The 23,042-nt window shown below is 69.4% G+C and carries 15 protein-coding genes; 10 read left to right on the top strand and 5 right to left on the bottom strand.

Features of this window, described 5'->3' with window-relative positions; genetic code table 11:
* Positions 1 to 45: 45 nt before the first annotated feature.
* The 7 genes from infB (at position 46) to ACOQFR_RS14050 (ending at position 12,304) form a co-directional block, all read left to right on the top strand.
* Positions 46 to 2,700, top strand: coding sequence for a translation initiation factor IF-2 (infB, locus tag ACOQFR_RS14080; protein ID WP_421382950.1), 2,655 nt, complete (start codon positions 46 to 48; stop codon positions 2,698 to 2,700).
* Between the two features lie 15 nt (positions 2,701 to 2,715).
* Positions 2,716 to 3,090 (top strand): 30S ribosome-binding factor RbfA, encoded by a 375-nt coding sequence (gene rbfA / locus ACOQFR_RS14075; protein WP_421382948.1) that lies wholly within the window; start codon positions 2,716 to 2,718, stop codon positions 3,088 to 3,090.
* 7 nt (positions 3,091 to 3,097) lie between these two features.
* A complete protein-coding gene (truB, locus tag ACOQFR_RS14070; protein ID WP_421382946.1) occupies positions 3,098 to 4,030 on the top strand; it encodes a tRNA pseudouridine(55) synthase TruB in 933 nt (310 codons plus the stop codon).
* 180 nt (positions 4,031 to 4,210) lie between these two features.
* The gene (rpsO, locus tag ACOQFR_RS14065) at positions 4,211 to 4,471 is read left to right on the top strand and encodes a 30S ribosomal protein S15 (RefSeq protein ID WP_421382944.1); all 261 of its coding nucleotides are present in this window, start codon (positions 4,211 to 4,213) and stop codon (positions 4,469 to 4,471) included.
* A gap of 122 nt (positions 4,472 to 4,593) precedes the next feature.
* Positions 4,594 to 6,693 (top strand): polyribonucleotide nucleotidyltransferase, encoded by a 2,100-nt coding sequence (gene pnp, locus ACOQFR_RS14060; RefSeq protein WP_421382942.1) that lies wholly within the window; start codon positions 4,594 to 4,596, stop codon positions 6,691 to 6,693.
* Between the two features lie 150 nt (positions 6,694 to 6,843).
* Positions 6,844 to 11,553, top strand: a complete 4,710-nt coding sequence (locus ACOQFR_RS14055; RefSeq protein ID WP_421382940.1) for a Calx-beta domain-containing protein — start codon at positions 6,844 to 6,846, stop codon at positions 11,551 to 11,553.
* Positions 11,554 to 11,692: 139 nt separating this feature from the next.
* Positions 11,693 to 12,304, top strand: a complete 612-nt coding sequence (locus tag ACOQFR_RS14050) for a CDP-alcohol phosphatidyltransferase family protein (protein WP_421382938.1) — start codon at positions 11,693 to 11,695, stop codon at positions 12,302 to 12,304.
* 17 nt (positions 12,305 to 12,321) lie between these two features.
* Here the strand turns inward: ACOQFR_RS14050 and ACOQFR_RS14045 are convergent, their stop codons facing one another.
* The 5 genes from ACOQFR_RS14045 to ACOQFR_RS14025 form a co-directional block, all read right to left on the bottom strand.
* Positions 12,322 to 12,900 carry a YfbM family protein gene (locus ACOQFR_RS14045; RefSeq protein ID WP_421382936.1) on the bottom strand — a complete coding sequence of 193 codons (579 nt, stop codon included), beginning with the start codon at positions 12,898 to 12,900 and terminating at the stop codon, positions 12,322 to 12,324.
* A 90-nt stretch (positions 12,901 to 12,990) separates the two neighbouring features.
* The gene (locus ACOQFR_RS14040) at positions 12,991 to 13,458 is read right to left on the bottom strand and encodes an STM3941 family protein (protein ID WP_421382934.1); all 468 of its coding nucleotides are present in this window, start codon (positions 13,456 to 13,458) and stop codon (positions 12,991 to 12,993) included.
* The gene (locus tag ACOQFR_RS14035; protein WP_421382932.1) at positions 13,455 to 14,042 is read right to left on the bottom strand and encodes a YceI family protein; all 588 of its coding nucleotides are present in this window, start codon (positions 14,040 to 14,042) and stop codon (positions 13,455 to 13,457) included. Before ACOQFR_RS14035 ends, ACOQFR_RS14040 begins: the two co-directional genes overlap by 4 nt.
* 58 nt (positions 14,043 to 14,100) lie before the next feature.
* Complete coding sequence (locus ACOQFR_RS14030; protein WP_421382930.1) at positions 14,101 to 14,775, bottom strand: phytanoyl-CoA dioxygenase family protein; 675 nt, start codon at positions 14,773 to 14,775, stop codon at positions 14,101 to 14,103.
* 51 nt (positions 14,776 to 14,826) lie between these two features.
* The gene (locus ACOQFR_RS14025; RefSeq protein ID WP_421382928.1) at positions 14,827 to 16,224 is read right to left on the bottom strand and encodes a GntP family permease; all 1,398 of its coding nucleotides are present in this window, start codon (positions 16,222 to 16,224) and stop codon (positions 14,827 to 14,829) included.
* Between the two features lie 157 nt (positions 16,225 to 16,381).
* Here ACOQFR_RS14025 and ACOQFR_RS14020 point away from each other — a divergent pair, with 157 nt between their 5' ends.
* From ACOQFR_RS14020 to ACOQFR_RS14010, 3 genes are all read left to right on the top strand, one after another.
* Positions 16,382 to 18,589, top strand: coding sequence for a TonB-dependent receptor (locus ACOQFR_RS14020; RefSeq protein ID WP_421382926.1), 2,208 nt, complete (start codon positions 16,382 to 16,384; stop codon positions 18,587 to 18,589).
* A gap of 68 nt (positions 18,590 to 18,657) precedes the next feature.
* On the top strand, positions 18,658 to 19,662 hold the full coding sequence (locus ACOQFR_RS14015; RefSeq protein ID WP_421382924.1) for a hypothetical protein: 1,005 nt from the start codon (positions 18,658 to 18,660) through the stop codon (positions 19,660 to 19,662).
* Positions 19,663 to 19,711: 49 nt separating this feature from the next.
* Positions 19,712 to 23,038, top strand: a complete 3,327-nt coding sequence (locus ACOQFR_RS14010; protein WP_421382922.1) for a NahK/ErcS family hybrid sensor histidine kinase/response regulator — start codon at positions 19,712 to 19,714, stop codon at positions 23,036 to 23,038.
* Positions 23,039 to 23,042 lie beyond the last annotated feature (4 nt).

Genomic DNA, 23,042 nt, shown 5'->3' with positions numbered 1-23,042 from the left:
ACACCATCGCGCGCCCGGCGCGCAGCCCCAAGGAATCACCAACCAATGTCTGAAGTCACCGTAGCGTCGCTGGCCAAAGTGCTGGGTATGCCCACCGAGAAGCTGCTCGAGCAGCTTTCCGGCGCCGGCATGACCTTCAGCGGGCCGGATCAGGTGGTCAGCAGCACCGAGAAGATGAAGCTGCTCGGCTTCCTGCGCCGTACCCACGGCAAGGAAGAGAAGCCGGCCGAAGTCTCCGCGCCCAAGAAGATCACCCTGCAGCGCCGCAAGCAGGAAGAGCTGACCGTCAGCGCCGGCAAGACCAAGTCCACGGTCACGGTCGAGGTGCGCCAGAAGCGCACCTACGTCAAGCGTGACGACGTCGACGCGCCGGTGACCGACGAGCGCCAGGACGCCCTGCGCAAGCTTGAAGAGTCCAAGGCCCGCAACGACGCCGAACTGGCGGCCCTGAGCGAAGTCGACCGCAAGCGGAAGATGGAGCGTGACGCCGAAGAGGCCCGTGTCCGCGCCGCCGAGGAAGCCCGCGCCGCTGCGGCCGCTGCCGCCGCCGAGGCCGAAGCAGCCCCCGCGGCCGTGGAAGCCGAAGTGCGCAAGCCGGCCCGCGTCGAGGACCGCCCCGCGCGTCCGGCCATGGACCGCAAGCCGGGCCCGCCGGCCCGTCCGGCCCCCAGCGGCCCGAACCGCCCGCCCGCGGGCGGCGCCAACAAGAGCCAGCAGACCCCGCCGAAGAACAAGACCGTGCGCGGCTCCAACTCGATGGTCGACAACGAGGGCGAAGAGGGCCAGGCGCAGCGTTTCGCCGCCGGCCAGCTGCACCTCACCGACTCCGAGCGCGCCCGTCGCGGCGCTGCCGGCAACCGCAAGAAGCCCAAGCTGCGCACGTCCGAGCCCTCGCGCACGGCCAGCGGCCAGCACGGCTTCTCGCGCCCCACCGCGCCGATCGTGCGCGACGTCTACATCGGTGAGTCCATCACCGTCGCCGACCTGGCCGCCAAGCTGGCCATGAAGGGCGGCGAAGTGGTGCGCTCGCTGTTCAAGATGGGCGTGATGGCCACCATCAACCAGGTGATCGACCACGACACCGCGGTGCTGGTGGTCGAGGAACTGGGCCACCGCGCCAGCAAGGCCAACGACGACGACGCCGAGGTCGCGCTGGTCGCGCACCAGGACGAACTGCAGGGCGAGCGCCGCACGCGCCCGCCGGTGGTCACCATCATGGGCCACGTGGACCACGGCAAGACCTCGCTGCTCGACTACATCCGCCGCACCAAGGTGGCCACCGGCGAAGCCGGCGGCATCACCCAGCACATCGGTGCCTACCACGTCCAAACCGACAAGGGCGTCATCAGCTTCCTCGACACCCCGGGCCACTCGGCGTTCAGCGCCATGCGTGCCCGCGGCGCCCGTCTCACCGACATCGTGGTGCTGGTGGTCGCGGCCGACGACGGCGTGATGCCGCAGACGGTGGAAGCGGTCAACCACGCGCGCGCCGCCAAGGTGCCGCTGCTGATCGCCGTGAACAAGATGGACAAGCCCGAGGCCAACCCGGACAACGTCAAGCAGGGCCTGGTCAAGCTTGAAGTGGTGCCGGAAGAGTGGGGCGGCGACGTGCAGTTCGTGCCCGTCTCGGCCAAGACCGGCATGGGCGTGGACGCCCTGCTGGATGCCATTTCGGTGCAGGCCGAGGTGATGGAACTCACGGCCGTCTACGACGCCCGCGCCACCGGCGTGGTCATCGAGTCGGCACTGGACAAGGGCCGCGGCCCGGTCGCCACGGTGCTGGTGCAGCAGGGCACGCTCAAGAAGAGCGACTACCTGGTCTGCGGCGTGCACTACGGCCGCGTCCGCGCGCTGTTCGACGAAAACGGCAAGCAGGTCGATTCGGCCGCGCCCTCGATCCCGGTGCAGGTGCTGGGCCTGTCGGGCGTGCCCGACGCCGGCGACGACTTCGTGGTCGTGGCCGACGAGCGCCTGGCCAAGGAAGTGGCGCAGCAGCGTGATGCCAAGCGCCGCGAGTCGCGCCTGGTCGCCACCGCCGGTTCGCGCATGGAAGACATCATGGCGTCCATGGGCCAGAACCAGGGCCAGGCCAACCTCAACCTGCTGGTCAAGGCCGACGTGCAGGGCTCGGTGGAGGCGCTGCGCCAGTCGCTGGTCGCGCTGTCCAACGACCTGATCAAGATCAACGTCATCAGCTCCGGCGTGGGCGGCATCACCGAGTCCGACGCCACCCTGGCGGCGACCTCCAAGGCCGTCATCATCGGCTTCAACGTGCGCGCCGACGCCACCGCCCGCAAGATCATCGAGAGCAACGGGCTGGACCTGCGCTACTTCTCGATCATCTACGACGTCATCGACCAGGTGAAGCAGGTGGCTTCCGGCCTGCTGGGCGTGGAAATCCGCGAGGAGATCCTGGGCATCGCCGAGGTCCGCGACGTGTTCCGCAGCTCCAAGTTCGGTGCGGTCGCCGGTTCGCTGGTCATCGAGGGCACGGTCAAGAAGTCCAAGCCCATCCGCGTGCTGCGCAACTCCGTGGTGGTGTTCGAGGGCGAGCTGGAATCCCTGCGCCGCTTCAAGGACAACGTCGAAGAGGTCAAGAGCGGCACCGAGTGCGGCATCGCGGTGAAGGCCTACAACGACGTGCAGCCGGGTGACCAGATCGAGTGCTTCGAGCGCATCGAGGTCCAGCGCACGCTGTAAGGCGCGCGCGCAGCCATGGCCACCAAGAGCTTCCATCGCACCGATCGCGTCTCGGCCCAGCTGCGGCGCGACATCGGCCAGATCGTGCACCAGGCGGTGCGCGAGTTCGGGCTGCCCTCGGTCAGCGTGTCCGACGTCGAGGTGACGCGCGACCTGGCGCACGCCAAGGTGTTCGTCACCGCGCTGATGGCCGAGCAGGGCCCGGCGGCGGTGAAGGCGCTGAAGGAAATCGCGCCCGAGCTGCGCTATCGCCTGGGCCAGGCCGTGCGCATGCGGCACGTGCCCGAGATCCATTTCCACTACGACGATTCGGTGGACAAGGGCGAGCGCATCGACAAGCTGCTGCGCGACAACCCGACGCCGCCGCCCACCGACGACGCGAACGACTGAGGCCCGCGTGGGCCGCACCGTCTTCCGTCCGCTCGACGGCCTCCTGTTGCTGGACAAGCCCGCGGGCCTGAGCTCCAACCAGGCCCTGCAGCAGGCGCGCCTGCTCTATCGCGGCGAGAAGGGCGGCCACACCGGCGCGCTCGATCCGCTGGCCACCGGCCTGCTGCCCCTGTGTTTCGGCGAGGCCACCAAGATCGCGGGCCTGCTGCTGGGCGGCCGCAAGGCCTATCGCGCCGGCATTGCCCTGGGCCGGACCACCGACACCGACGACGCCGACGGCGTGGTCTTGCGCGAACGCCCGGTCCCGTCGCTGGAGGCCGCCCGCGTGCGTGAGGCCCTGCAGGGCTTCGTCGGCCGCATCCGCCAGCGCCCGCCGATCTACTCGGCGCTCAAGCAGGGCGGCGAAGCCCTGTACGTGAAGGCCCGCCGCGGCGAACTCATCGAGGTGCCCGAGCGCGAGGTGGACGTGATCGCCATCGAGCTGCTGGCGCTGGGGCCGGACTGGCTGGAACTGGACGTGACCTGCGGCTCGGGCACCTACATCCGCAGCCTGGCCCGCGACCTGGGCGAGGTGCTGGGCTGCGGCGGCCACATCACCGCGCTGCGTCGCACCTGGGTCGAGCCCTTCACCGCCCCGCGCATGCACACGCTGGAGGACCTGCAGGCCGTGTCCGCGGCCGGCGGCGAGACCGCCCTGGATGCCCTGCTGCTGCCGGTCGAGGCCGGGCTGGCGCACTGGCCGGCCCTGGTGGTGGACCCGGACCAGGCCCGGAGGCTGGGGCAGGGCCAGGCCATCCGGCCCGAACTGCCCGCGGGATGGACCCCGGCCGCCACGCTCAATCTCACCGATGCCGCGGGCCGCTCACTGGGCCTGGGCGAACTGCGTGAAGACGGCACCGCCTGGCCCAAGCGCCTGTTCCGCTGGGCTTCCGTGTGCTGAACACCGCCGGCAACGACCGCCAGAGACCGCCTTCAGCGCGCTAAAGCCTTGTTCGAAAAGGCCCGGTCGGCTATCATTTCGCGGCTTTCACAAGCACCTCCCCAACCGGCGGGCCACGCGGTGCGGCGTCAATCCTGGCGTCGTTCCTGCAGGCTGCGCATCTACCGAGAAGAAAACACCATGTCCGTCGACACCGCCAAGATCATCCAGGACTTCGGTCGCGTCCCCAACGACACCGGCTCGCCGGAAGTCCAGGTCGCCCTGCTGTCCGCCCGCATCGACATGCTGACCGACCACTTCAAGGCCCACAAGCAGGACCACCACTCCCGCCGCGGCCTGCTCAAGATGGTCAACCAGCGTCGCAGCCTGCTGGGCTACCTCAAGAAGAAGGACGCCGCGCGCTACCAGACCCTGATCGAGCGTTTGGGCCTGCGCCGCTAAGACAAGTAAACCAACGCGGCGCAGTGATGCGCCGCGTTGCATTTGGGGCCCCGGAAACGCCGGGGCCAAACCGCCGGGCAGGGTGCCCGCCGGAATGAATCCGCAAAGAGGAAGAAAAAATCGTGGCGAAAGTAACCAAGACGTTCCAGTACGGTCAGCACCAGGTCACGCTTGAGACGGGTGAAGTCGCCCGCCAGGCCAGTGGCTCGGTCATCGTCAAGTTCGGCGACACCGTCGTGCTGGTGACGGCCGTGGGCAACAAGAATGCGAAGGAGGGCATGGATTTCTTCCCGCTCACCGTCGACTACATCGAGAAGTTCTACGCCGGCGGCCGCATCCCGGGTGGCTTCTTCAAGCGCGAAGGTCGCCAGACCGAGCGCGAGACCCTGGTGTCCCGCCTGATCGATCGCCCGATCCGCCCGCTCTTCCCCGAGCACTTCCGCAATGAAGTGCAGGTCATCGCCACCGTGATGTCGATGAACCCCGAAATCCACGGCGACATCCCGGCCCTGATCGGCGCCTCCGCCGCGCTGGCCCTGTCGGGCATCCCGTTCGCGGGCCCGATCGGCGCCGCCAAGGTCGGCTACGCCAACGGCCAGTACCTGCTCAACCCGTCCACCACCGACCTCAAGACCTCCGACCTGGAGCTGGTGGTCGCCGGTACCGCCAACGCGGTGCTGATGGTGGAGTCGGAAGCCCGGGAGCTGTCCGAGGACGTGATGCTGGGCGCCGTGATGTTCGGCCACCAGCAGATGCAGGTCGTCATCAACGCCATCAACGAGCTGGTCGCCGAAGTCGGCGTCAAGCACTGGACCTGGACCGCGCCGGAAAAGGCCCAGGCCCCGATCGACGCGCTCAAGGCCGCCATCGGCGACAAGCTGTCGGCCGCCTTCCAGGTGCGCGACAAGCTCGAGCGCAAGGACGCCATCTCGGCGGTGAAGAAGGAAGTGCTGGCGTCGCTGGCCCCGCAGATCGAAGCCAATGGCTGGAATGCGGCCGAACTGTCGAAGGAATTCGGCGAGTTCGAATACAGCACCATGCGCAACTCGGTGCTCAAGACCCGCACCCGCATCGACGGCCGCGACTTGGTCACCGTGCGCCCGATCACCGTGAAGACCGGCGTGCTGCCGCGCACCCACGGCTCGGCGCTGTTCACCCGCGGCGAGACCCAGGCCATCGTCGTCACCACGCTCGGCACGGCCCGCGACGGCCAGGTGATCGACGCGGTGGAAGGCGAGTCCAAGGACCACTTCCTGTTCCACTACAACTTCCCGCCGTACTCGGTGGGTGAAGCCGGCCGCATGATGGGCCCGAAGCGTCGCGAGATCGGCCACGGCCGCCTTGCCCGCCGCGGCGTCCAGGCCGTGATGCCGTCCATGGAGTCGTTCCCGTACACCATCCGCGTGGTCTCGGAGATCACCGAGTCCAACGGTTCCTCGTCCATGGCCTCGGTCTGCGGTTCCTCGCTGGCCCTGATGGACGCGGGCGTGCCGATCAAGGCGCCGGTCGCGGGCATCGCGATGGGCCTGATCAAGGAAGGTTCCGACTTCGCCGTGCTGTCCGACATCCTGGGTGACGAAGACCACCTGGGCGACATGGACTTCAAGGTGGCCGGCACCGAGGGCGGCATCTCCGCCCTGCAGATGGACATCAAGATCGACGGCATCACCGAAGACATCATGAAGGTCGCGCTGGCGCAGGCCAAGCAGGGCCGCCTGCACATCCTGGGCGAGATGGCCAAGGTCATCTCCACCTCGCGCACCGAGATGTCCGAGTACGCGCCGCGCCTGCTGACCATGAAGATCCATCCGGACAAGATCCGCGAAGTGATCGGCAAGGGCGGCTCGGTGATCCAGGCGATCACCAAGGAAACCGGCACCCAGATCGACATCCAGGACGACGGCACCATCGTCATCGCCTCCGTGAACGCCGCCGCCGCCCAGGCTGCGAAGGCGCGCATCGAGTCGATCACCAGCGACGTCGAGCCGGGCCGCATCTACGAGGGCAAGGTCGCCAAGCTGATGGACTTCGGTGCGTTCGTCACCATCGCCCCCGGCAAGGACGGCCTGGTGCACGTGTCGCAGATCTCCAACGAGCGCGTCGAGAAGGTCTCCGATAAGCTCAAGGAAGGCGACATCGTCAAGGTCAAGGTGCTGGAAGTGGACAAGCAGGGCCGCATCCGCCTGTCCATGAAGGCCGTGGAAGAGGGCGAGGGGCTGTAAGCCTTCCCCGCCTGTCTCAGGTGAAGGAAAAGCGGGCTTCGGCCCGCTTTTTCTTTGCGGGTCTCCGTAGATCTGCGACCCGTGCACCACCTGCAGGAACCCGAGTGGGTTAAAGTTGCGCCTGGGGAAACGACAACAGGGCAGGGGTTCATGGGGATGTCGGGCGTGCGCGCGTTCTGTGCTGTTTTTTCGCTGCTGTTGGCCGTTCCCACCGCCCCATCCGCGCAGACCATCTCCACCTTCGCCGGGGGCGGCGCCGGCGACGGCGGCCAGGCCACGCAGGCCTATGTGCGCCGCGCGGCCGGCGGTGCCTTCGACGCCGCGGGCAATTTCTATTTCGCCGAACGTGGCGGCCATCGCGTTCGCAAGGTCGGCACCAATGGTGTCATCACCACCGTCGCCGGCACTGGCGTGTCGGGTTTCAGCGGCGATGGCGGCCCGGCGACGTCGGCCCGGCTCAGCCAACCCATGGACGTGGCGGTGGATGCCGCCGGCAATCTCTACATCGCCGACCTGGGCAACCTGCGCCTGCGCAAGGTGTTGACCAACGGCACCATCACCACGCTGGCGGGCGACGGCAGCAGCGTCTTCCGTGACAACGTCCCCGGCCTCACGGGCGGCTTCTCCTACCTGTCCGCCCTGGCGCTGGACGCGGCGGGCAACGTCTACATCGCCGACGGCGCCGACCACCAGCGCATCCGCAAGGTGGCGCCCGATGGCTTCCTGACCACGGTCGCCGGCAACGGCGTGGCGGGTTATACCGGTGACGGCGGCCCGGCCACCAGCGCCAGCATCGCGGCCGCCAGCGACGTCGCCTTCGACGCGGCCGGCAACCTCTACATCGCCGATCCCTTCCATGCCGTGGTGCGGCGCGTGGATACCGGTGGCCAGATCTCGACCGTCGCCGGCGGCGGCATGACCGATGCCGACGGCATACCGCCCCTGCAGGCGCAGCTGCGCGCGCCGAGCAGCGTGGGCATCGGCCCGGACGGTGCGCTCTACATCGGCGAAGAGAACGCCAACCGCGTGCGGCGCGTGGCCAGTGGCCTGATCACGACCGTCGCAGGCAATGGCGGCACCGACACCACCGGCGACGGCGGCCCCGCCATCGAGGCCGGCCTGGGCTACGTGGAGTCGGTGACGCTGGCGCCGGACGGGCGGATCGCGATCGTCGCCAATGGCTTCACCGTGCGCATCGCCACCGTCGGCGGCAGCATCCAGCGCTTCGCCGGCGGCGGCGTGGGCGATGGTGGCGCGGCCAGCCAGGCCTACCTGGGCGAGACCGGGCGTGTTGCCGTGGACGGCGAAGGCAATGTGCTGGTCTCCACCTACGGCCGCATCCGCCGCATCACGCCCGCGGGCATCATCAGCACCGTGGCCGGGTTTGGCCAGGAAGGATTCACCGGCGATGGCGGCCCCGCGTCTGCAGCCCAGATCGGCAGCGTCGGCGGCCTGGTCGGTGGTGTGCCCGGGGAAGTCTTCTTTGTCGATTCGCCAGCGTGGCGCATCCGCCGCGTCGGCCCGGACGGTGTCATCTCCACCTTCGCCCAGATCCCCTGGTTGACGGGATTGGCACGCGACCCGGCCGGCAACCTCTACACCGTGGCCGGAAACCAGATCCTGCGCATTACCCCGGCCGGCGTGCAGTCGGTGTTCGCGGGCACGGTGGCGGCGGGCTTTTCCGGCGACGGGGGCCAGGCGGCGGCCGCGAGTTTCCGCAATCCGTGCTCGCTGCTTCATTCGCAGGGTTCGCTGTACGTCGGCGACTGTGGCAACTACCGGCTTCGCCGCATTGCCGCCGATGGCGTCGTGAGTACCGTCGCCGGCAATGGCATGGTCCCGTACACCGGGCCCGGTACCGCGACCCAGATTCCCGTGGGGCAGGTGCTGGGCATGGACGACGATGCCGAGGGCAACCTGTACCTGGCGATCGCCAACGAGCGTCGCGTGCACAAGCTGACCGTGGGCGGCCAGTGGCAGCAGATCGCAGGCGACGGCGACTATGGATTCTTCGGCGATGGTGGGCCCGCGGCCGGCGCCCGCTTCACGCATGTCAATGACGTGGCTTACTCCGCGCAGGGCAGCGGCAGCGTGTTCGTTTCCGACGAGGACAACGAACGCATCCGCGTGGTGTCGCTGGGCGCGGTCGCGGCCGTGCCGGGCACGCCCGACGCGCCGGTCGCGGTCGCCGGCGACGGCAAGGCCGTCATCTCGTTCGATCCGCCGGCCAACCCGGGCAGCAGTCCGATCACGGGCTACCTGCTCACCTCCACGCCGGCGGGCGCCATCGATGCCGAGGCGGGTACGCTGACGCGGCGACGCATCGTCACCGGGCTGCAGAACGGCACCAGCTACCGGTTCTCGGTGCGCGCCATCAATGCGGTCGGTCCGGGCCTGCCGTCGGCCCTGTCGGCGGCCGTCGTGCCCGGCACCGCGCAGACCTTGCCCATCCTCTCCCTCTCGCCGGCGAGCGGCGAGGAGGGCAGCGAGGCCGTGTTCGTGGTCCGCCTTGATCGCGCCGCGTCCGCGCCGGTGGGATTCAGCCTGCGCACCGAGAACGGCACGGCAACGTCCGGGGCCGACTTCGTCGGCCGTACGGCCAGTCTTTCCATCTCCGCCGGAAACACCAGCGCGGCCTTCCCCGTCAGCCTGATGGCCGATGGCGTGAGCGAGACTGACGAAACCTTCCGTGTCGTGCTGCACGGCGTCAGCAATGCGACGCTGGGCATCGACCAGGCCGTCGGAACCATCCGCAACAACGACAATCCGCTGCCGCCTCCGTTGGCGGCCCGCGACGACCGCTACGAGCTTCCGGTCAACGCCGCGGAAACGCTGCTGGACGTGCTGGACAACGACGTATTCACCGCCGCCCGCCTCGCCGGAGGCAGCGTCACGATCACCGAGCCGGCGCTGCACGGCAGCGCTTCGGCCTGGACGTCCGGCACCTCGGGCTCCGCCGCCGACGACTTCATCCGCTACGCGCCGGCCGAAGGCTTCAGCGGCGAGGATGTCTTCGCCTACCGGGTGTGCGAATCCGGCGGTCGCTGCGTCGAGGCCATGGCCACGATCGTTCTGCGTCCGTCGCCGCGGTCGGTGGTGACGTCGGCGGTGGTGTCGGGGAATTCGAGCAGCGTGTTGCAAGGCCTGCCGGCGCTGCCGTCCCTTGAATTCCAGGCCACGCCCCTGGCCGTTCCCAACGTGACGCAGCACGCTCCCGCGCCCGACGCCACACCCACCTCGCCCTGGGACAACGGAAGGTCTGGAAGCAGCCATGCCGTCTACACGATCGCGGCGCCCACGGACGGCCTGCCTCGCAAGTTCCGGATCCTGGTGGAGGCCTCGGCGGCCCAGGCCGCCGACGTGGACCTGTACGTCGGCGTGGACAGCAACGGCGACGGGTTGCCCGCGCTGGACGAGCTGCGCTGCACCTCGCTCAAGGCCGGCACCGCCGCCGAGACCTGTGATTTCGGCCTGCAGCACCCGGGCACGGGCACGCTGGCCTACTGGGTGATGCTGCACAACATCGACTTCGACACCCGCGCGGTGAACACGCACGCGTTCGCGGTGCCGCTGGTGGCGACCGACGGCACGCTGGTGGCCACGGGACCGGGCAGCCTGGCGCCGGCAGCGACCGGCCGCCTGACCTGGGGCTGGGACGAGCCCGGCGCGCTGGATGGCTTGCGCCGCCGCGGCTTCGTGCGCGTCCTGTCCGGCGGTGTCGAGTACGGCCAGTTCCCCGTGGGCTTCGATCGCGTGGGCAGGCAGTCCGCGGGCAAGGCCCTTCAGTCGGGCATCGCCCATCGCTTGCGTCTGTCGTCGGGCGAAGCGCAGGAGCGCCTGTTCATCGACGTGCCCGAGGGCGCGAGCAGCCTCACGGTGTCCGCCAGCGGTTTCGACGTGGATGTGTACCTCGCCCGCGGCGCGCAGGACGCCGGTCCCGGCATCGCCCTGGCGCCCGCGCGCAACGCCGCTTCGGCGTCGCTGATGGCCGTGCAGGGCACGCGCGAGGTGAGCCTGGCGGGCAGCCAGCTCACGCCGGGCCGCTGGTACGTGACGCCGGTCAACACCAGCCCCACGGGCGCGGCCATCGTTACCCTCACCGCCAGCGTCACAGGTGTGGCGCCAGTCATCCGTCCGGGCAGCTACTTCAATGCTGCCCGCGGCGGCCATGGTCTGTTCCTTTATCCCGCTGGCGGCAGCTGGGCCGGACTCTGGTACACCTACCTCAAGGACGGCACGCCGACCTGGTACTACCTGCAGGGGCTCAAGCCGGGGCTCAACGGCCTCTGGAACGCAACCCTGTACCGTTCGGCCTGGAACGGGAGCAGCAACAAGCTCACCGTCATCGGTCGGGCCGTCGTGTCGCCGACCGGGCCGGATGCCTTCCGCTTCAGCTTCTCGGTCGACGGAGAAACCGGCTCGGAGCCGATGACCGCCCTGGGTCGCGGTTGCCCGACGGTGGGCGGGCTGTCGGTGGATGCCAGCTCGCACTGGTTCGATCCCGCGCGAGGCGGCACCGGCTACAGCGTGCAGCTGTTCCCGAACTACGAGTTCTATGCGGCGTTTGTCTATGACGGCCAGGGCATCGCGCGCTACCTGCTGGCCGAACGTCCGACCATCGGCGGACCGGCGGCGGCGCTCACGCTTCAGCAGCTCACTGGTTTCTGCCCGACCTGCGAGCGGCTGTCGGCGCCGACGCGCGTAAATGTCGGAACTCTGTCGCGCACGATCAGTGGCGGAAGCCTGGTCACGTTGGGCGTCAACGGAACCTACACCGGCATCGTGCCGGGATCGTGGAGCGCGCAGGATACGGTTCAGCCTTTGGGCGGCACCGGCACCACGCAGGGCTGCCAGCCCTGAGTGATCAGCGCCCCGGGCCGTATCCGGGGCTGCATTCTGCACAGTGCGACGGCGGGCTTCGGCCCGCTTTTGATATCCGCGCTGCAATGTCGCCGGCAATTTGGCACCCTGTTGCACAACCCCCTGCGAGTGCGACGCCATGAAGCGACATTTTTCGATGCTGCGCGAGTTCCACCTCGCCGACTGGTTCACGCTGGGCAACGCCTTCTGCGGCACCGGGGCCATCTTCGCTGCGATGCGCTTCCTGCAGGATGGCCACGTGCCCTACTTGCTGTGGGGCATGGCGCTGATCCCGCTGGCCTTCATCTTCGACGCACTCGACGGGCGGATCGCGCGCTCGCGGCACACCTCGTCCACGCTGGGGCGGGAACTGGACTCGCTGTCGGACGTGATTTCCTTCGGCGTCGCGCCGGCGGCGCTGGCCTACGCCTGCGGCATGCAGGGCGGCTGGGACTGGGTGGTGCTGTCCTACTTCGTGTGCTGCGGCGTCAGCCGGCTGGCGCGCTACAACGTCACGGCCGAGGCGCTCTCCGGTGACGAAGGCAAGGTCACGTTCTTCGAGGGCACGCCCATCCCGACCAGCCTGGCGCTGGTGGTGGTGCTGGCAGTCGCGGCCTGGCAGGGCCGGCTGGGCCCGGACCTGTGGCTGGGCAGTGTGGACCTGGGCTGGCAGCTGCATCCGCTGGTGCTGATGTTCGCCGTGTCCGGCTCGCTGATGATCAGCAAGACGCTACGCATTCCAAAGCCCTGAGCGTCCTTGCGCGCCGTTCACGAGGTGTGGATGAGTAGTCCCAGACCCCGCGCGGACGCATCGGCAATGAAGGCCTTGAGCTCGTCGAAGTAGTCGGCGCAGTAGTCGAATGCGCCATCCCCCTCGTCGCGCCAGATGGCGGGGTAGATGTCGAGCTTGGCCATCGCGTCTGAATCGAAGCGCGCACGCAGTGAGTCACGGGTTACCGGCGCGAGCGCGGCGTGGATGGCGGCCACCTCGTCGGAGGAAAAGCTGCGGGCCGGGCCATAGCCCACATCCACGTTGCCCACCGTTTGACCGGCGCCCGCCAGGAAGTTGAGCGGCGGCTCGCCGGCCCAGGCCGTGCCCGTGAGCAGGTAGTGGATGCCGTGCCAGGACTTGTCCAGGTCCACGTCGCCCTGCGCCGGGTCCACGGGCGCAGGATCCGGCACGGATCTTCCGAACAGCCGCTCCAGCCAGCCGCGGCCGGCCTGGCGGGCCGCGGTGTAAGGCTCATCGTCGTCCGGGGCCAGTACGCGCCAGACCAGCGGCGGGTCCGCGTGCAGGCGCTGGATGGTCGCGTCGCTTACCGCACACAGCCCCATGCACATGCCCATCGTGTCGCCCCTAGTCGATTGATCCACCGAGTGCAGCACACCTTGGGCTGCCCCCGGGGTCCGAGCGTAGTCCACGAAGAAGCGGTGAGGCTAGCGAGTATTGCTGGCGTCGAGACTGCGGGCACGCCACTGGTTGAGCAATTGCGCCAGGGCGTCGGCCGAGAGGCCGTAGGTGTCGGGCAAGGCGGCCTCGACACCGGCCAATTCGGTGGCCAGCAGGCGCCCGGCGCGCTGGCGGTCGTAGTCATCGGCATAGTTCCAGCACACCAGCGGCCGCCGCGCGATCTCGGCAGGGAAAAAAGCCTGCACGTCCCGCCAGCGCACCGTCCCGCGGCGATAGAGCGAGCAGACTTCGAAGCCGTCGCGCGACAATCGCAGGTAATTGCTGCCCGGCAGCAGGCTGATCGCCGCCACCGCCACGCCCAGTCCGAAGAAGCCGACGTTGAGCCAGCCCAGCAGCATCTGGCCGCGCAGGACCAGGAAGATGCCGAGCGCGACGAAAGCCGCGCAGACCAGCAGCAGGAGGACGAAGCGGGAGAGGCGCGGCTTAAGCGTCACGGATCGGTACGGGGCACGATGGCCTCGACGAAGATCTGCAGCTCGACCTCGTCACTGACGTTGGGTGCGTAGTCGCCCATGTCGAAGTCGCTGCGTCGGATCACGCCCTTGGCGCTGAAGCCGACGGCATCCCTTCTCGCCATCGGCTGCATGCCGGCCTTGTTGAGCGTGGCGTCCAGCGTGACCGGGCGCGTGATGCCCTTGAGGGTCAGGTTGCCAACCACCTTGAGCTTGCCCGTGCCGGCCGCCTGTACCGACGTGCTGGTGAACCGGGCCTCGGGAAACTTGTCGGCATCGAAGAACTGCGAACTGGCGAGGTGGTCCCGGAACTCGGGCGCCCCCGTGAGCAGGCCTGAAAAAGGAATGCGGACGTCGACGCTGGATTTCCCGACATTGGCAGGGTCGTACACCACCTGTCCGTCCAGCGCCGAGAACTGCAGCACCGTGCGGGTGAATCCGAAATGTTCCCAGCTGGCGACCACGGTGGAGTGGTTCGGGTCGATGCGGTAGGTCGCGGCTTCGGTCCGCGGGGAAGCCGTGAAGGCCAGGCTGGTCAGCAGCAACAGGCAATGGATCGCGCGCATCGGTGGCCTCGTGGCAGGGAGGGGGTCGCGCCAAAACTAGCGCAAGTGCCCCTTGCCGTCACGTGGGGCCGGGCGCGGGCGGGTCGAAGTATTCGTCGGTGGCCATGCGCACCGCGCGCAGGTGCGCCGTGCGCGCGTGGTCCTCGCGCTGGCCCTGGCTGCGGTAGCTGACCAGCAGCGACCGGCGGCGTTCACCGCTGGTGTTCTGGCTGGCCCCATGCGCCAGGTCGGCATCGAACACCAGGATGTCGCCGGCGCGGCCGGCGATCCGCACCGCGGCCGCTTCGTCGGCGTCGCAAAGCGGCGGCGCCTCCGGGCCCGGGCGATGGCTGCCGGGGACGAAGCGGGTGGCGCCGTTGTGCGGACCGTAATCGTCCAGGAACACCATGGCGTTCACCGTGTCGCCGGGCCGGAAGGCGGACAGGTCGCGATGCAGGCCCTGGTGGCCATGTCCCGGCAGCGGTTCGCGGCCCTCGGCCTGCGACAGGAAGAAGCGTTCGCCGATCAGCCGGCCCACGGCCTCCAGCAGGGGCGGCAGCCGGCACACGGCCTGCACGGTCGGGTCCAGGTCCACCAGCGAATGCCGCCAGCCGTGCTGGCGCGGCACCGGCCACAGGTGCGAAGGCGTCTCGCCCTGGTCGAAGCACGCGCGCAGCCCGTCGAGCCAGGCGGCCGGGATCGGCCCGCGCAGCAGCACGTAGCCGTCGCGTTCAATGGCGTTCTGGTCGGACATCGGTGGCCGCTACTTTTCAGCGCAGCGGCAGGCCTGTCAAGCCACGGCGGCCTACACCCAGCCGGTGGCGTAGAACACCGCGATGATGAAGAACACCGCCATCGTCTTGATGATGGTGATGGCGAAAATGTCCTTGTAGGCCTGCCGGTGCGTGAGCCCGGTCACGGCCAGCAGGGTGATCACCGCGCCGTTGTGGGGCAGGGTGTCCATGCCGCCGCTGGCCATCGAGGCCACGCGGTGCAGCACCTCCATCGGGATGCCCGCCGCATTGGCATTGGCGATGAAGGTTTCGGCCATCGCCGCCAGCGCGATCGACATGCCGCCCGAGGCCGAGCCGGTGATGCCGGCCAGCGAGGTGACGGTGATGGCTTCATTGATCAGCGGGTCGGCGATCGAACCCAGCGCATTGGCCACCACCAGGAAGCCGGGCAGGGCCGCGATCACCGCGCCGAAGCCGTACTCGGACGCCGTATTCATCGCGGCCAGCAGCGCGCCGCCGATCGCCGGCTTGGTGCTTTCGGCGAAATGCGTGGCCACCGAGCGCCAGGCCAGCAGCAGCACCGCCAGGATGCCCACCAGCAGCGCCGCCTCCACCGCCCAGATCGCCGCCACCTTCGAGATCTCCTGCACCACGGGTGCCGGCGCACCGATCACCGAAGGCAGGAATTCGTGGCTGGTGCCGTAATAGCGCGGAATCAGCAGGGTGAACACCTTGTTGGATACACCCACCAGCAGCAGCGGCAGCAGCGCCACCCAGGGGTTGGCCAGGCGGTCGCCGACGAAGGGCGCGGGCTCGTTCACCAACTCGGTGCCGTAGCCTTCGCCGGCGCGGCGTGCGACGCGCAGGCGCCACTGCAGGTACATCAGGCCGAGCGCCAGAATGAACACGCCGCCCAGCGTGCCCAGCACCGGTGCGGCCCAGGCATCGGTGCCGAAGAAGGAGGCCGGGATGATGTTCTGGATCTGCGGCGTACCCGGCAGTGCATCCATGGTGAAGGTGAACGCGCCCAGCGCGATGGTGCCCGGGATCAGGCGCTTGGGAAGGTCGCCCTGGCGGAAGAGTTCGGCCGCGAACGGGTACACCGCGAACACCACCACGAACAGCGAAACGCCGCCATACGTGAGCAGTGCGCACACCACCACGATGGAAAGCATCGCCCGGTCCGGCCCGAACAGCCGGATCACGGCCGACACGATGGACTTGGAAAAGCCCGAGACCTCGATCAGCTTGCCGAAGATGGCGCCCAGCAGGAACACCGGGAAATACAGCTTCAGGAAGCCGACCATCTTGTCCATGAACAGGCCGGTGAACATCGGCGCCACCAGCGCCGGATCGGTCAGCAGCACCGCGCCCAGCGCCGCCACCGGCGCGAACAGGATGACGCTGTAGCCGCGGTAGGCCACCAGCATCAGGAAGCACAGCGCGGCCAGCACGATCAGGAAGGACATGCCTTCGGTTCCCCCGGAATTCCCAGGCCCCGAGTGTCCGCAGGCCCGGTGCCGCCGGCCACCTGTACCAAGGTACAGGTACCCGCCCCCGGCCCTGCGTCATAGTCTGCGTGGCAACCGGCCGACCGGCCGTTGTCACGTTCCGCAAGGGGAGACCATGAAGCGCAACCATCTGAGCCTGGCCATCGGCCTGACCCTGTCCCTGGCCGCGCTGCAGGCGCAGGCCCAGGAAGCCGCCCCGGCGGCGCCCGCCAGCGACGAGTCGGTGACGCTCGAGGCCGTGCAGGTCACCGCCCGCAAGCGCGAGGAAACGCTGCAGGAAGTGCCGGTGGCCGTCACCGCCTTCACCCCCGAGACCCTGGACAAGCTCAACATCCGCGACATCTCCGACCTCGATGCGCAGGTGCCGAACCTGACCATCTACGCAGCGCGTGGATCGAGCAGCACCGTCACCGCCTACATCCGCGGCGTCGGCCAGTCCGATCCGCTCTGGGGCGTGGACCCGGGCGTGGGCATCTACCTCGACGACGTCTACATCGCCCGCCCGCAGGGCGCGCTGCTGGACGTGTTCGACGTGGAGCGGGTGGAAGTGCTGCGCGGCCCGCAGGGCACGCTGTACGGCAAGAACACCGTGGGCGGCGCCATCAAGTACATCTCCCGCGGCATGCCCACCGAATTCGGCGGCACCGCCCAGGTGACCATCGGCAACTTCAACCAGCTGGACGTGAAGGCCGCCATCGGCGGTGCCTTCGACGAGCGCCAGACCCTGCGCGGGCGACTGGCCGTGGCCAGCCTGAGCCGCGACGGCTTCGGCCAGAACACCCGCACCGACCAGGAAGTGAGCGACAAGGAAATCCTGGCGGTGCGCGGCCAGCTGGGCGCCTACGTCACCGACGACTTCAACCTGCAGTTCGCCTTCGACTGGCTCGACGACCAGTCCGGCGTGCGCGGCGCGCAGATGCTGGCCGCCAACCGCTTCGCGCCCGGCACGCTGCCGATGGACAGCCGCTACGACGTGCGCAACGGCATGCCCAACATCAACGACACCTCGATGGGCGGCGTCTCGGCCACGGCCAACTGGCGCATCAACGACGACTGGAACTTCAAGTTCGTCACCTCCAAGCGCGAGTCGGATACCGAGACCAACATCGACTTCGACACCCTTCCCAACATCATCGCGGACGTCAAGGCCTTCTACAGCGACGAGCAGGTCAGCCACGAGCTTCAGCTCAACTACGACGGCGGCGGCCGCCACCGCGGCGTGATGGGCCTGTACGTGTTCGACGGTTCCGCCGGCGGCCAGGTGCGCAACAACTTCTTCAACCTGCTGTTCGGCGACACCCAGGGCACGGTCTACACCGAAAGCGTGGCCCTGTACGGCGACTGGAGCATCGACCTCACCGACCAGTGGAACCTGGACCTGGGCGTGCGCTTCACCGACGAGGACAAGCGCGCCGACGTGCTCAACCGCGGCTACACCAACGCCACCTACACGGTGCCGATCAGCGTGGTCGCCGACTTCGACAAGACCATCAACTTCACCAACGTCGCGCCCAAGATCTCGCTGGGCTACCAAGTCAACGACGACATCCTGGTCTACGGCCTGGCCACCCGCGGCTTCAAGTCCGGCGGCTACAACATCCGCGCCCAGGCCACGGCCGTGCCGCGCTCGGCCGAGCCCTTCGACGACGAGGTGGTGGACAGCTTCGAGGTGGGCACCAAGATGTCCTTCCTCGACCAGCGCTTGTTCCTGAACCTGTCGGCCTTCCACAACAAGTACGAGGACATCCAGCTCTCGGTGTTCACCAGCTACGACAGCGACGGCAACGGCTCGCTGGACGCGTTCTTCGGCGACTTCACCAACGCCGGCAAGGGCACGGTGCAGGGCATCGAGGTCGAGTACCAGTGGCTGCCGACCCGCAACTGGCTGATCAGCGGCAACCTGGCCTACCTGGACGCCGAGTACGACGAGTTCATCTACACCGGCCTGAACATCGCCGACGAGCAGGAGTTCACCAATGCGCCCAAGTTCTCCGGCGCGCTGAACATCGAGTACCGCACCGAGCTCTCGGGCGGCGGCGACCTGTCGGCCCGCATCGGCTACAGCTACCAGGACGACGTGGTGGCCACCACCGAGATCGTGCGGACCGGCGCGCTGCCGATCACGCAGGACGCCTATGGCCTGGTCAACGCCGGCATCATCTGGAACACCGGCGGCGCCTGGTCCTTCGCCCTGCAGGGCACCAATCTCGCCGACAAGGAATACCGCACCACGGGCTACAACCTCAACGCGGCGCTGGGCGTGCAGACCGGCTTCTACGGTGCGCCGCGCCAGTACAGCCTGTCGGCGCGCTACGAGTTCTGATGTCGACGATTCCCCGGGAATTTTCCCAACGGGCCGCGCAAGCGGCCCGTGTTTTTGTTCCGGCGGTCATGCTGCTGGCGGCAGGCTGCAGCGAACCGCGCCCGGCGCCGTTGCCGCGGCTGGTGATCGACCCGGATCGCGTGGCCGTGGCGGGCCTGTCCTCAGGTGCCTACATGGCCACCCAGACGCATTTCGCGTGGTCGGATCACCTTCGCGGCGCCGGGCTGGTGGCGGGCGGTCCGTATGGATGCGCCGACGGCAAGATGGAAACCGCGCTGGGCCCCTGCATGATCGCCGACCCTGGCGCACCCGACGTGGATGCATTGGCGGCCAGCCTGGTGCGGCGTGCGGAGCAGGGCGACATCGCCCCGCTCGCCGGCCTGGCCAGGGATCGCGTGCACGTCTCGCACGGCACCGGGGACCGCATCGTCAACCCCGTCGTCAGCCGCGCCTCGGCAATGCTGTACGAAAAGCTGGGCGGCGCCGACCAGGCTCCGGCCGTGCACTGGGACGGCGAGCGCGCCTTCGGCCACCTGATGCCGACGGTGGACGCGGGCGTCGACTGCGTCGCGGGCGGCAGCCCCTACCTGGGCGCCTGCGGCTGGGACGCCGCGGGTGAACAGCTGGCCTGGATCTTCGGCGACGCCCCCGTACCTGCGGCGGCGGCCACGGGCGAACTGCGCCGCTTCGACCAGGATGTGCTGCTGGCCGACGGACAGGACGCGCAGCTGGCGGCCGACGGTTTCCTGTACGTGCCGGCCGCCTGCGCCGCGGGCGAAACCTGCGGCGCGCTGGTGGTTTTCCACGGCTGCGAACAGAACGAGGAAAAGGTCGGCGAGGCTTTCGTGCGCGACGCCGGCTACAACCGCTGGGCCGACGTGCATCGCCTGGTGGTGCTGTATCCTCAGGTGCGATCGAGCTATCTGCCGCTGAATCCAAAAGCATGCTGGGACTGGTGGGGTTACACGGGACCGGACTACGACACCCGGCGCGGCGCCCAGCAGCGCTGGCTGGCCGCGGCCATGGCGGCGCTGGGCGCCCCGCTGGATGCGGGCGCGCCGCCTGCGCCTTGAGCGATCCTGCGGCTGAGGCGGCGACCGTGACCCCGCGAGGGCGCGGCGCGTGCTGACCGATACGCTGGTTGTCGGCGCAGGCCTGCTGTGGCTGGGCCTGCTGTTCGGCACCGCGCTGTGGGCCGAACGCCGGCCGGGGCTGCTGTCGCGGCAATGGCCCGTCGTCTACAGCCTGTCGCTGGCGGTCTACTGCACCTCGTGGACCTTCTACGGCACGGTCACGCAGGCGCAGCGTTCGGGCTGGCCGATCCCGCCGACCTTCCTGGGCACGATCCTGCTTTACGTGCTGGGATTCGGCTTCCTGCTCAAGCTGCTGCGGCTGGCGCGCGAGCAGAACTCCACCTCGCTGGCCGACCTGATCGCCACGCGCCTGGGCAAGAACTCCTGGCTCGCGGCCGTGGTCACCTTCGTCGCGGTGCTGGGCATCGTTCCCTACATCGCGCTGCAGCTCAAGGCGGTGGCGATGAGCTACGGCCTGCTCACGCGCGCGTCCGACCTGTCGCCGCCGCCGTGGCAGGACAGCGCGCTGTACGTGGCGCTGGCGATGGCGCTGTTCGCGATGCTGTTCGGCACGCGGCGCGCGTCTGCGGCCGAACACAACCGCGGCCTGGTGCTCGCCATGGCCGTGGAATCACTGCTCAAGCTGGGCGCGATGCTGGCCCTGGGCGCCTTCGTCTGGTTCGGGCTCGATCTTCCGGACGTACCGGCGCCCCCGCCGCCGACCGACGGCGCCAGCGGCTTCCCGGCGCTGGTGCTGCTGGGTGCGCTGGCCATGTTCACCCTGCCGCACCAGTTCCACGTCGGCGTGGTCGAGTGCCGCGACGAGCGCCAGCTGCGCACCGCGCGCTGGCTGTTCCCGCTGTACATGCTGGCGATCGCGCTGCCGATCCTGCCGATCGCGCGCGCGGGCGATGCGCTGCTGGCGCCGATGGGCGTGCCCTCCGACCTTTACGTGCTGGCCCTGCCGCTGGCGCAGGGCCACGAGGCCCTGGCGCTGCTGGCCTTCCTGGGCGGCCTCAGTGCCGCCACCGGCATGGTGATCCTGGCCACGCTGGCGCTGAGCGTGATGATCGGCAACCACTGGCTGGCGCCGCTGCTGGTGCGCGGCGCCTGGGCCGGCACCGGCAAGGGCGAAGACCTGCGCGGCGCGGTGCTGATGCAGCGCCGGGTCGGCATCCTGGTGGTGGTGCTGCTGGCCTGGCTGTACAGCCGCGCGATCGCGGGCAGCGATGCGCTGGCCGATATCGGCGCGCTGTCGTTCTCGGGCCTGGCCACGCTGGCCCCGGCGGTGGCCTTCGCGGTCTGGCGTCCGCAAACGCCGGCGCGCGCAGTGATGGTCGGCCTGCTCGCCGCCGTGGCGATCTGGAGCTGGGTGCTGCTGGTGCCGGCGCTGGCCGATGCCTTCGGCCAACGCGGCGGCTGGCTGCTGGAGGGACCGTGGGGCCTGGCCTGGCTGGCGCCGGACACGCTGATGGGGCTGGGCGAATGGAGCCGGCTGGCGCGTGCCACAGTCTTGAGCCTGGCCGCAGGCAGCCTGGTGACGTGGATGTTGGCGTCGCGACCGGACGCCACGCCGCACCGCGAGGCCGGCGCCCGCCTGTCGCGCGACACGCTGCGCGAGGTGGCCGCGCGTTTCCTGCCGATGCCGCGCGTGGACGCGGCGCTGGCCGATGCACGCGGTCAGGGCGCGGTGCCCGAGGAAGTGGAGCACCGCATCGAGCGCGAACTGGCCGCCGTGCTGGGTGCCGCCTCGGCGCGCCTGCTGCTGGACGCCGCGCGCAGCGAACAGGGCCGCGACCTCGACACGGTCGCCACCATCGTCGGCGAAGCCTCGCAGGCGCTGCGCTTCAACCAGCGCGTGCTCGAGGCCGCGCTGGAAAACATGAGCCAGGGCATCAGCGTCGTGGACGCCGAGCTGCGGCTGGTGGCCTGGAACCGCCCCTACGCCGAACTGTTCGACTATCCGCCCTCGCTGCTGCGCGTGGGCGTGCCGGTGTCGGAACTGGTGGCGCACAACATCGCGCGCGGCCTGGCCGGCGAGCGGCGCGAGGACGGCGAGGTCGACAAGCGCATCGCGCACATGCGCGCCGGTACGCCCTACGTGGCCGAGCGGCGTTTCGGCGACACCGTGGTCGAGATCCGCGGCAATCCGATGCCCGGCGGCGGCTTCGTGGCCACCTTCACCGACGTCACCGACTTCCGGCGCAGCGAGGCCGAGCTCAAGTCGGTGGCCGAGACCCTGGAGCAGCGCGTGGCCGAGCGCACGGCCGAACTGGCCGGTGCCAAGGGCGAAGCCGAGCGCGCCAACCGCGCCAAGACGCGCTTCCTGGCCGCGGTGAGCCACGACCTGGCGCAGCCGCTGAACGCCGCGCACCTGTTCGTGCATGCGCTCGCGCCGCAGCTCTCGCGCCCCGAGCACCAGCAGGCCCTGGGCAACATCGACGGCGCGCTGGGCTCGGCCGAGTCGCTGCTTTCGGGATTGCTCGACATCTCGCGGCTCGATGCCGGCGGCATGGAGCCCAAGCCGCAGGTGTTCCGCATCGACGAACTGCTGCAGCACCTGGCCGCGGAGTTCCGCGTGCTGGCGGCTGAAAAAGGCCTGCCGCTGGACTGCGTGGCCTGCAGTGCCTGGGTGCGCACCGATCCGCAGCTGCTGCGGCGCGTGCTGCAGAACTTCCTGGGCAATGCGGTGCGCTACACCGCGCGCGGCCGCATCGTGGTGGGCTGCCGCCGGCGCGGCGACGCGCTGGCGATCGAGGTCTGGGATACCGGGCCCGGCATCGCCCAGGCCGACCAGGCGGTCATCTTCGAGGAGTTCCGGCGCCTGGACCGCGGCGGCCAGGGATTGGGCCTGGGCCTGGCCATCGCGGAACGCATCGCGCGCCTGCTCGACCACCCGCTGGGCCTGCGTTCGCGCCCGGGACGCGGCACCGTGTTTTCGATCCAGGTGCCGCGCGCGGCGCCCGCGCCGAAAGCCGCAGCCCTGCCCGAGATCGCCACGCCCGAGCCGCCGCGCAGCCGCGTGCTGGTGGTGGACAACGACGCCGACGTGCTGCGCGGCATGCAGGCGCTGCTGTCGGGCTGGCAGTGCGAGGTGCTGGCCGCGCGCGACGGCGACGAGGCCCTGCGCCTGGTGTCGCAGGCCACGCCCGACCTGCTGCTGCTCGATTACCACCTCGATGGCGGCCAGACCGGCCTGATGCTGCGCGAGCGGCTGGCGGCGGCCATGCCGGTACGTCCCTGCGTGATCATCACCGCCGACCACAGCGCCGAGGTGCGCGATGCGGTTGCCGCGGCCGGCTGCACGCTGCTGCACAAGCCGCTCAAGCCTCTGGCGCTGAAGTCGGTGATGTCGCGCCTGCTGGCGCCCGCCTGAGCAA

The sequence above is a fragment of the Arenimonas sp. MALMAid1274 genome (genome assembly GCF_049195245.1).
GTDB lineage: Bacteria > Pseudomonadota > Gammaproteobacteria > Xanthomonadales > Xanthomonadaceae > Arenimonas.
This window is presented reverse-complemented; position numbering and strand designations above follow the sequence as displayed.

Excerpts from the sequence above, each read along its gene's own strand:
- ACOQFR_RS14020 (WP_421382926.1), top strand. The coding sequence starts at position 16,382 with ATGAAGCGCAACCATCTGAGCCTGGCCATCGGCCTGACCCTGTCCCTG.
- ACOQFR_RS14025 (WP_421382928.1), bottom strand. The coding sequence starts at position 16,224 with ATGTCCTTCCTGATCGTGCTGGCCGCGCTGTGCTTCCTGATGCTGGTG.
- ACOQFR_RS14030 (WP_421382930.1), bottom strand. The coding sequence starts at position 14,775 with ATGTCCGACCAGAACGCCATTGAACGCGACGGCTACGTGCTGCTGCGC.
- ACOQFR_RS14045 (WP_421382936.1), bottom strand. The coding sequence starts at position 12,900 with ATGGGCATGTGCATGGGGCTGTGTGCGGTAAGCGACGCGACCATCCAG.
- infB (WP_421382950.1), top strand. The coding sequence starts at position 46 with ATGTCTGAAGTCACCGTAGCGTCGCTGGCCAAAGTGCTGGGTATGCCC.
- rbfA (WP_421382948.1), top strand. The coding sequence starts at position 2,716 with ATGGCCACCAAGAGCTTCCATCGCACCGATCGCGTCTCGGCCCAGCTG.
- ACOQFR_RS14015 (WP_421382924.1), top strand. The coding sequence starts at position 18,658 with ATGCTGCTGGCGGCAGGCTGCAGCGAACCGCGCCCGGCGCCGTTGCCG.
- ACOQFR_RS14055 (WP_421382940.1), top strand. The coding sequence starts at position 6,844 with ATGGGGATGTCGGGCGTGCGCGCGTTCTGTGCTGTTTTTTCGCTGCTG.
- ACOQFR_RS14035 (WP_421382932.1), bottom strand. The coding sequence starts at position 14,042 with ATGCGCGCGATCCATTGCCTGTTGCTGCTGACCAGCCTGGCCTTCACG.
- ACOQFR_RS14050 (WP_421382938.1), top strand. The coding sequence starts at position 11,693 with ATGAAGCGACATTTTTCGATGCTGCGCGAGTTCCACCTCGCCGACTGG.
- rpsO (WP_421382944.1), top strand. The coding sequence starts at position 4,211 with ATGTCCGTCGACACCGCCAAGATCATCCAGGACTTCGGTCGCGTCCCC.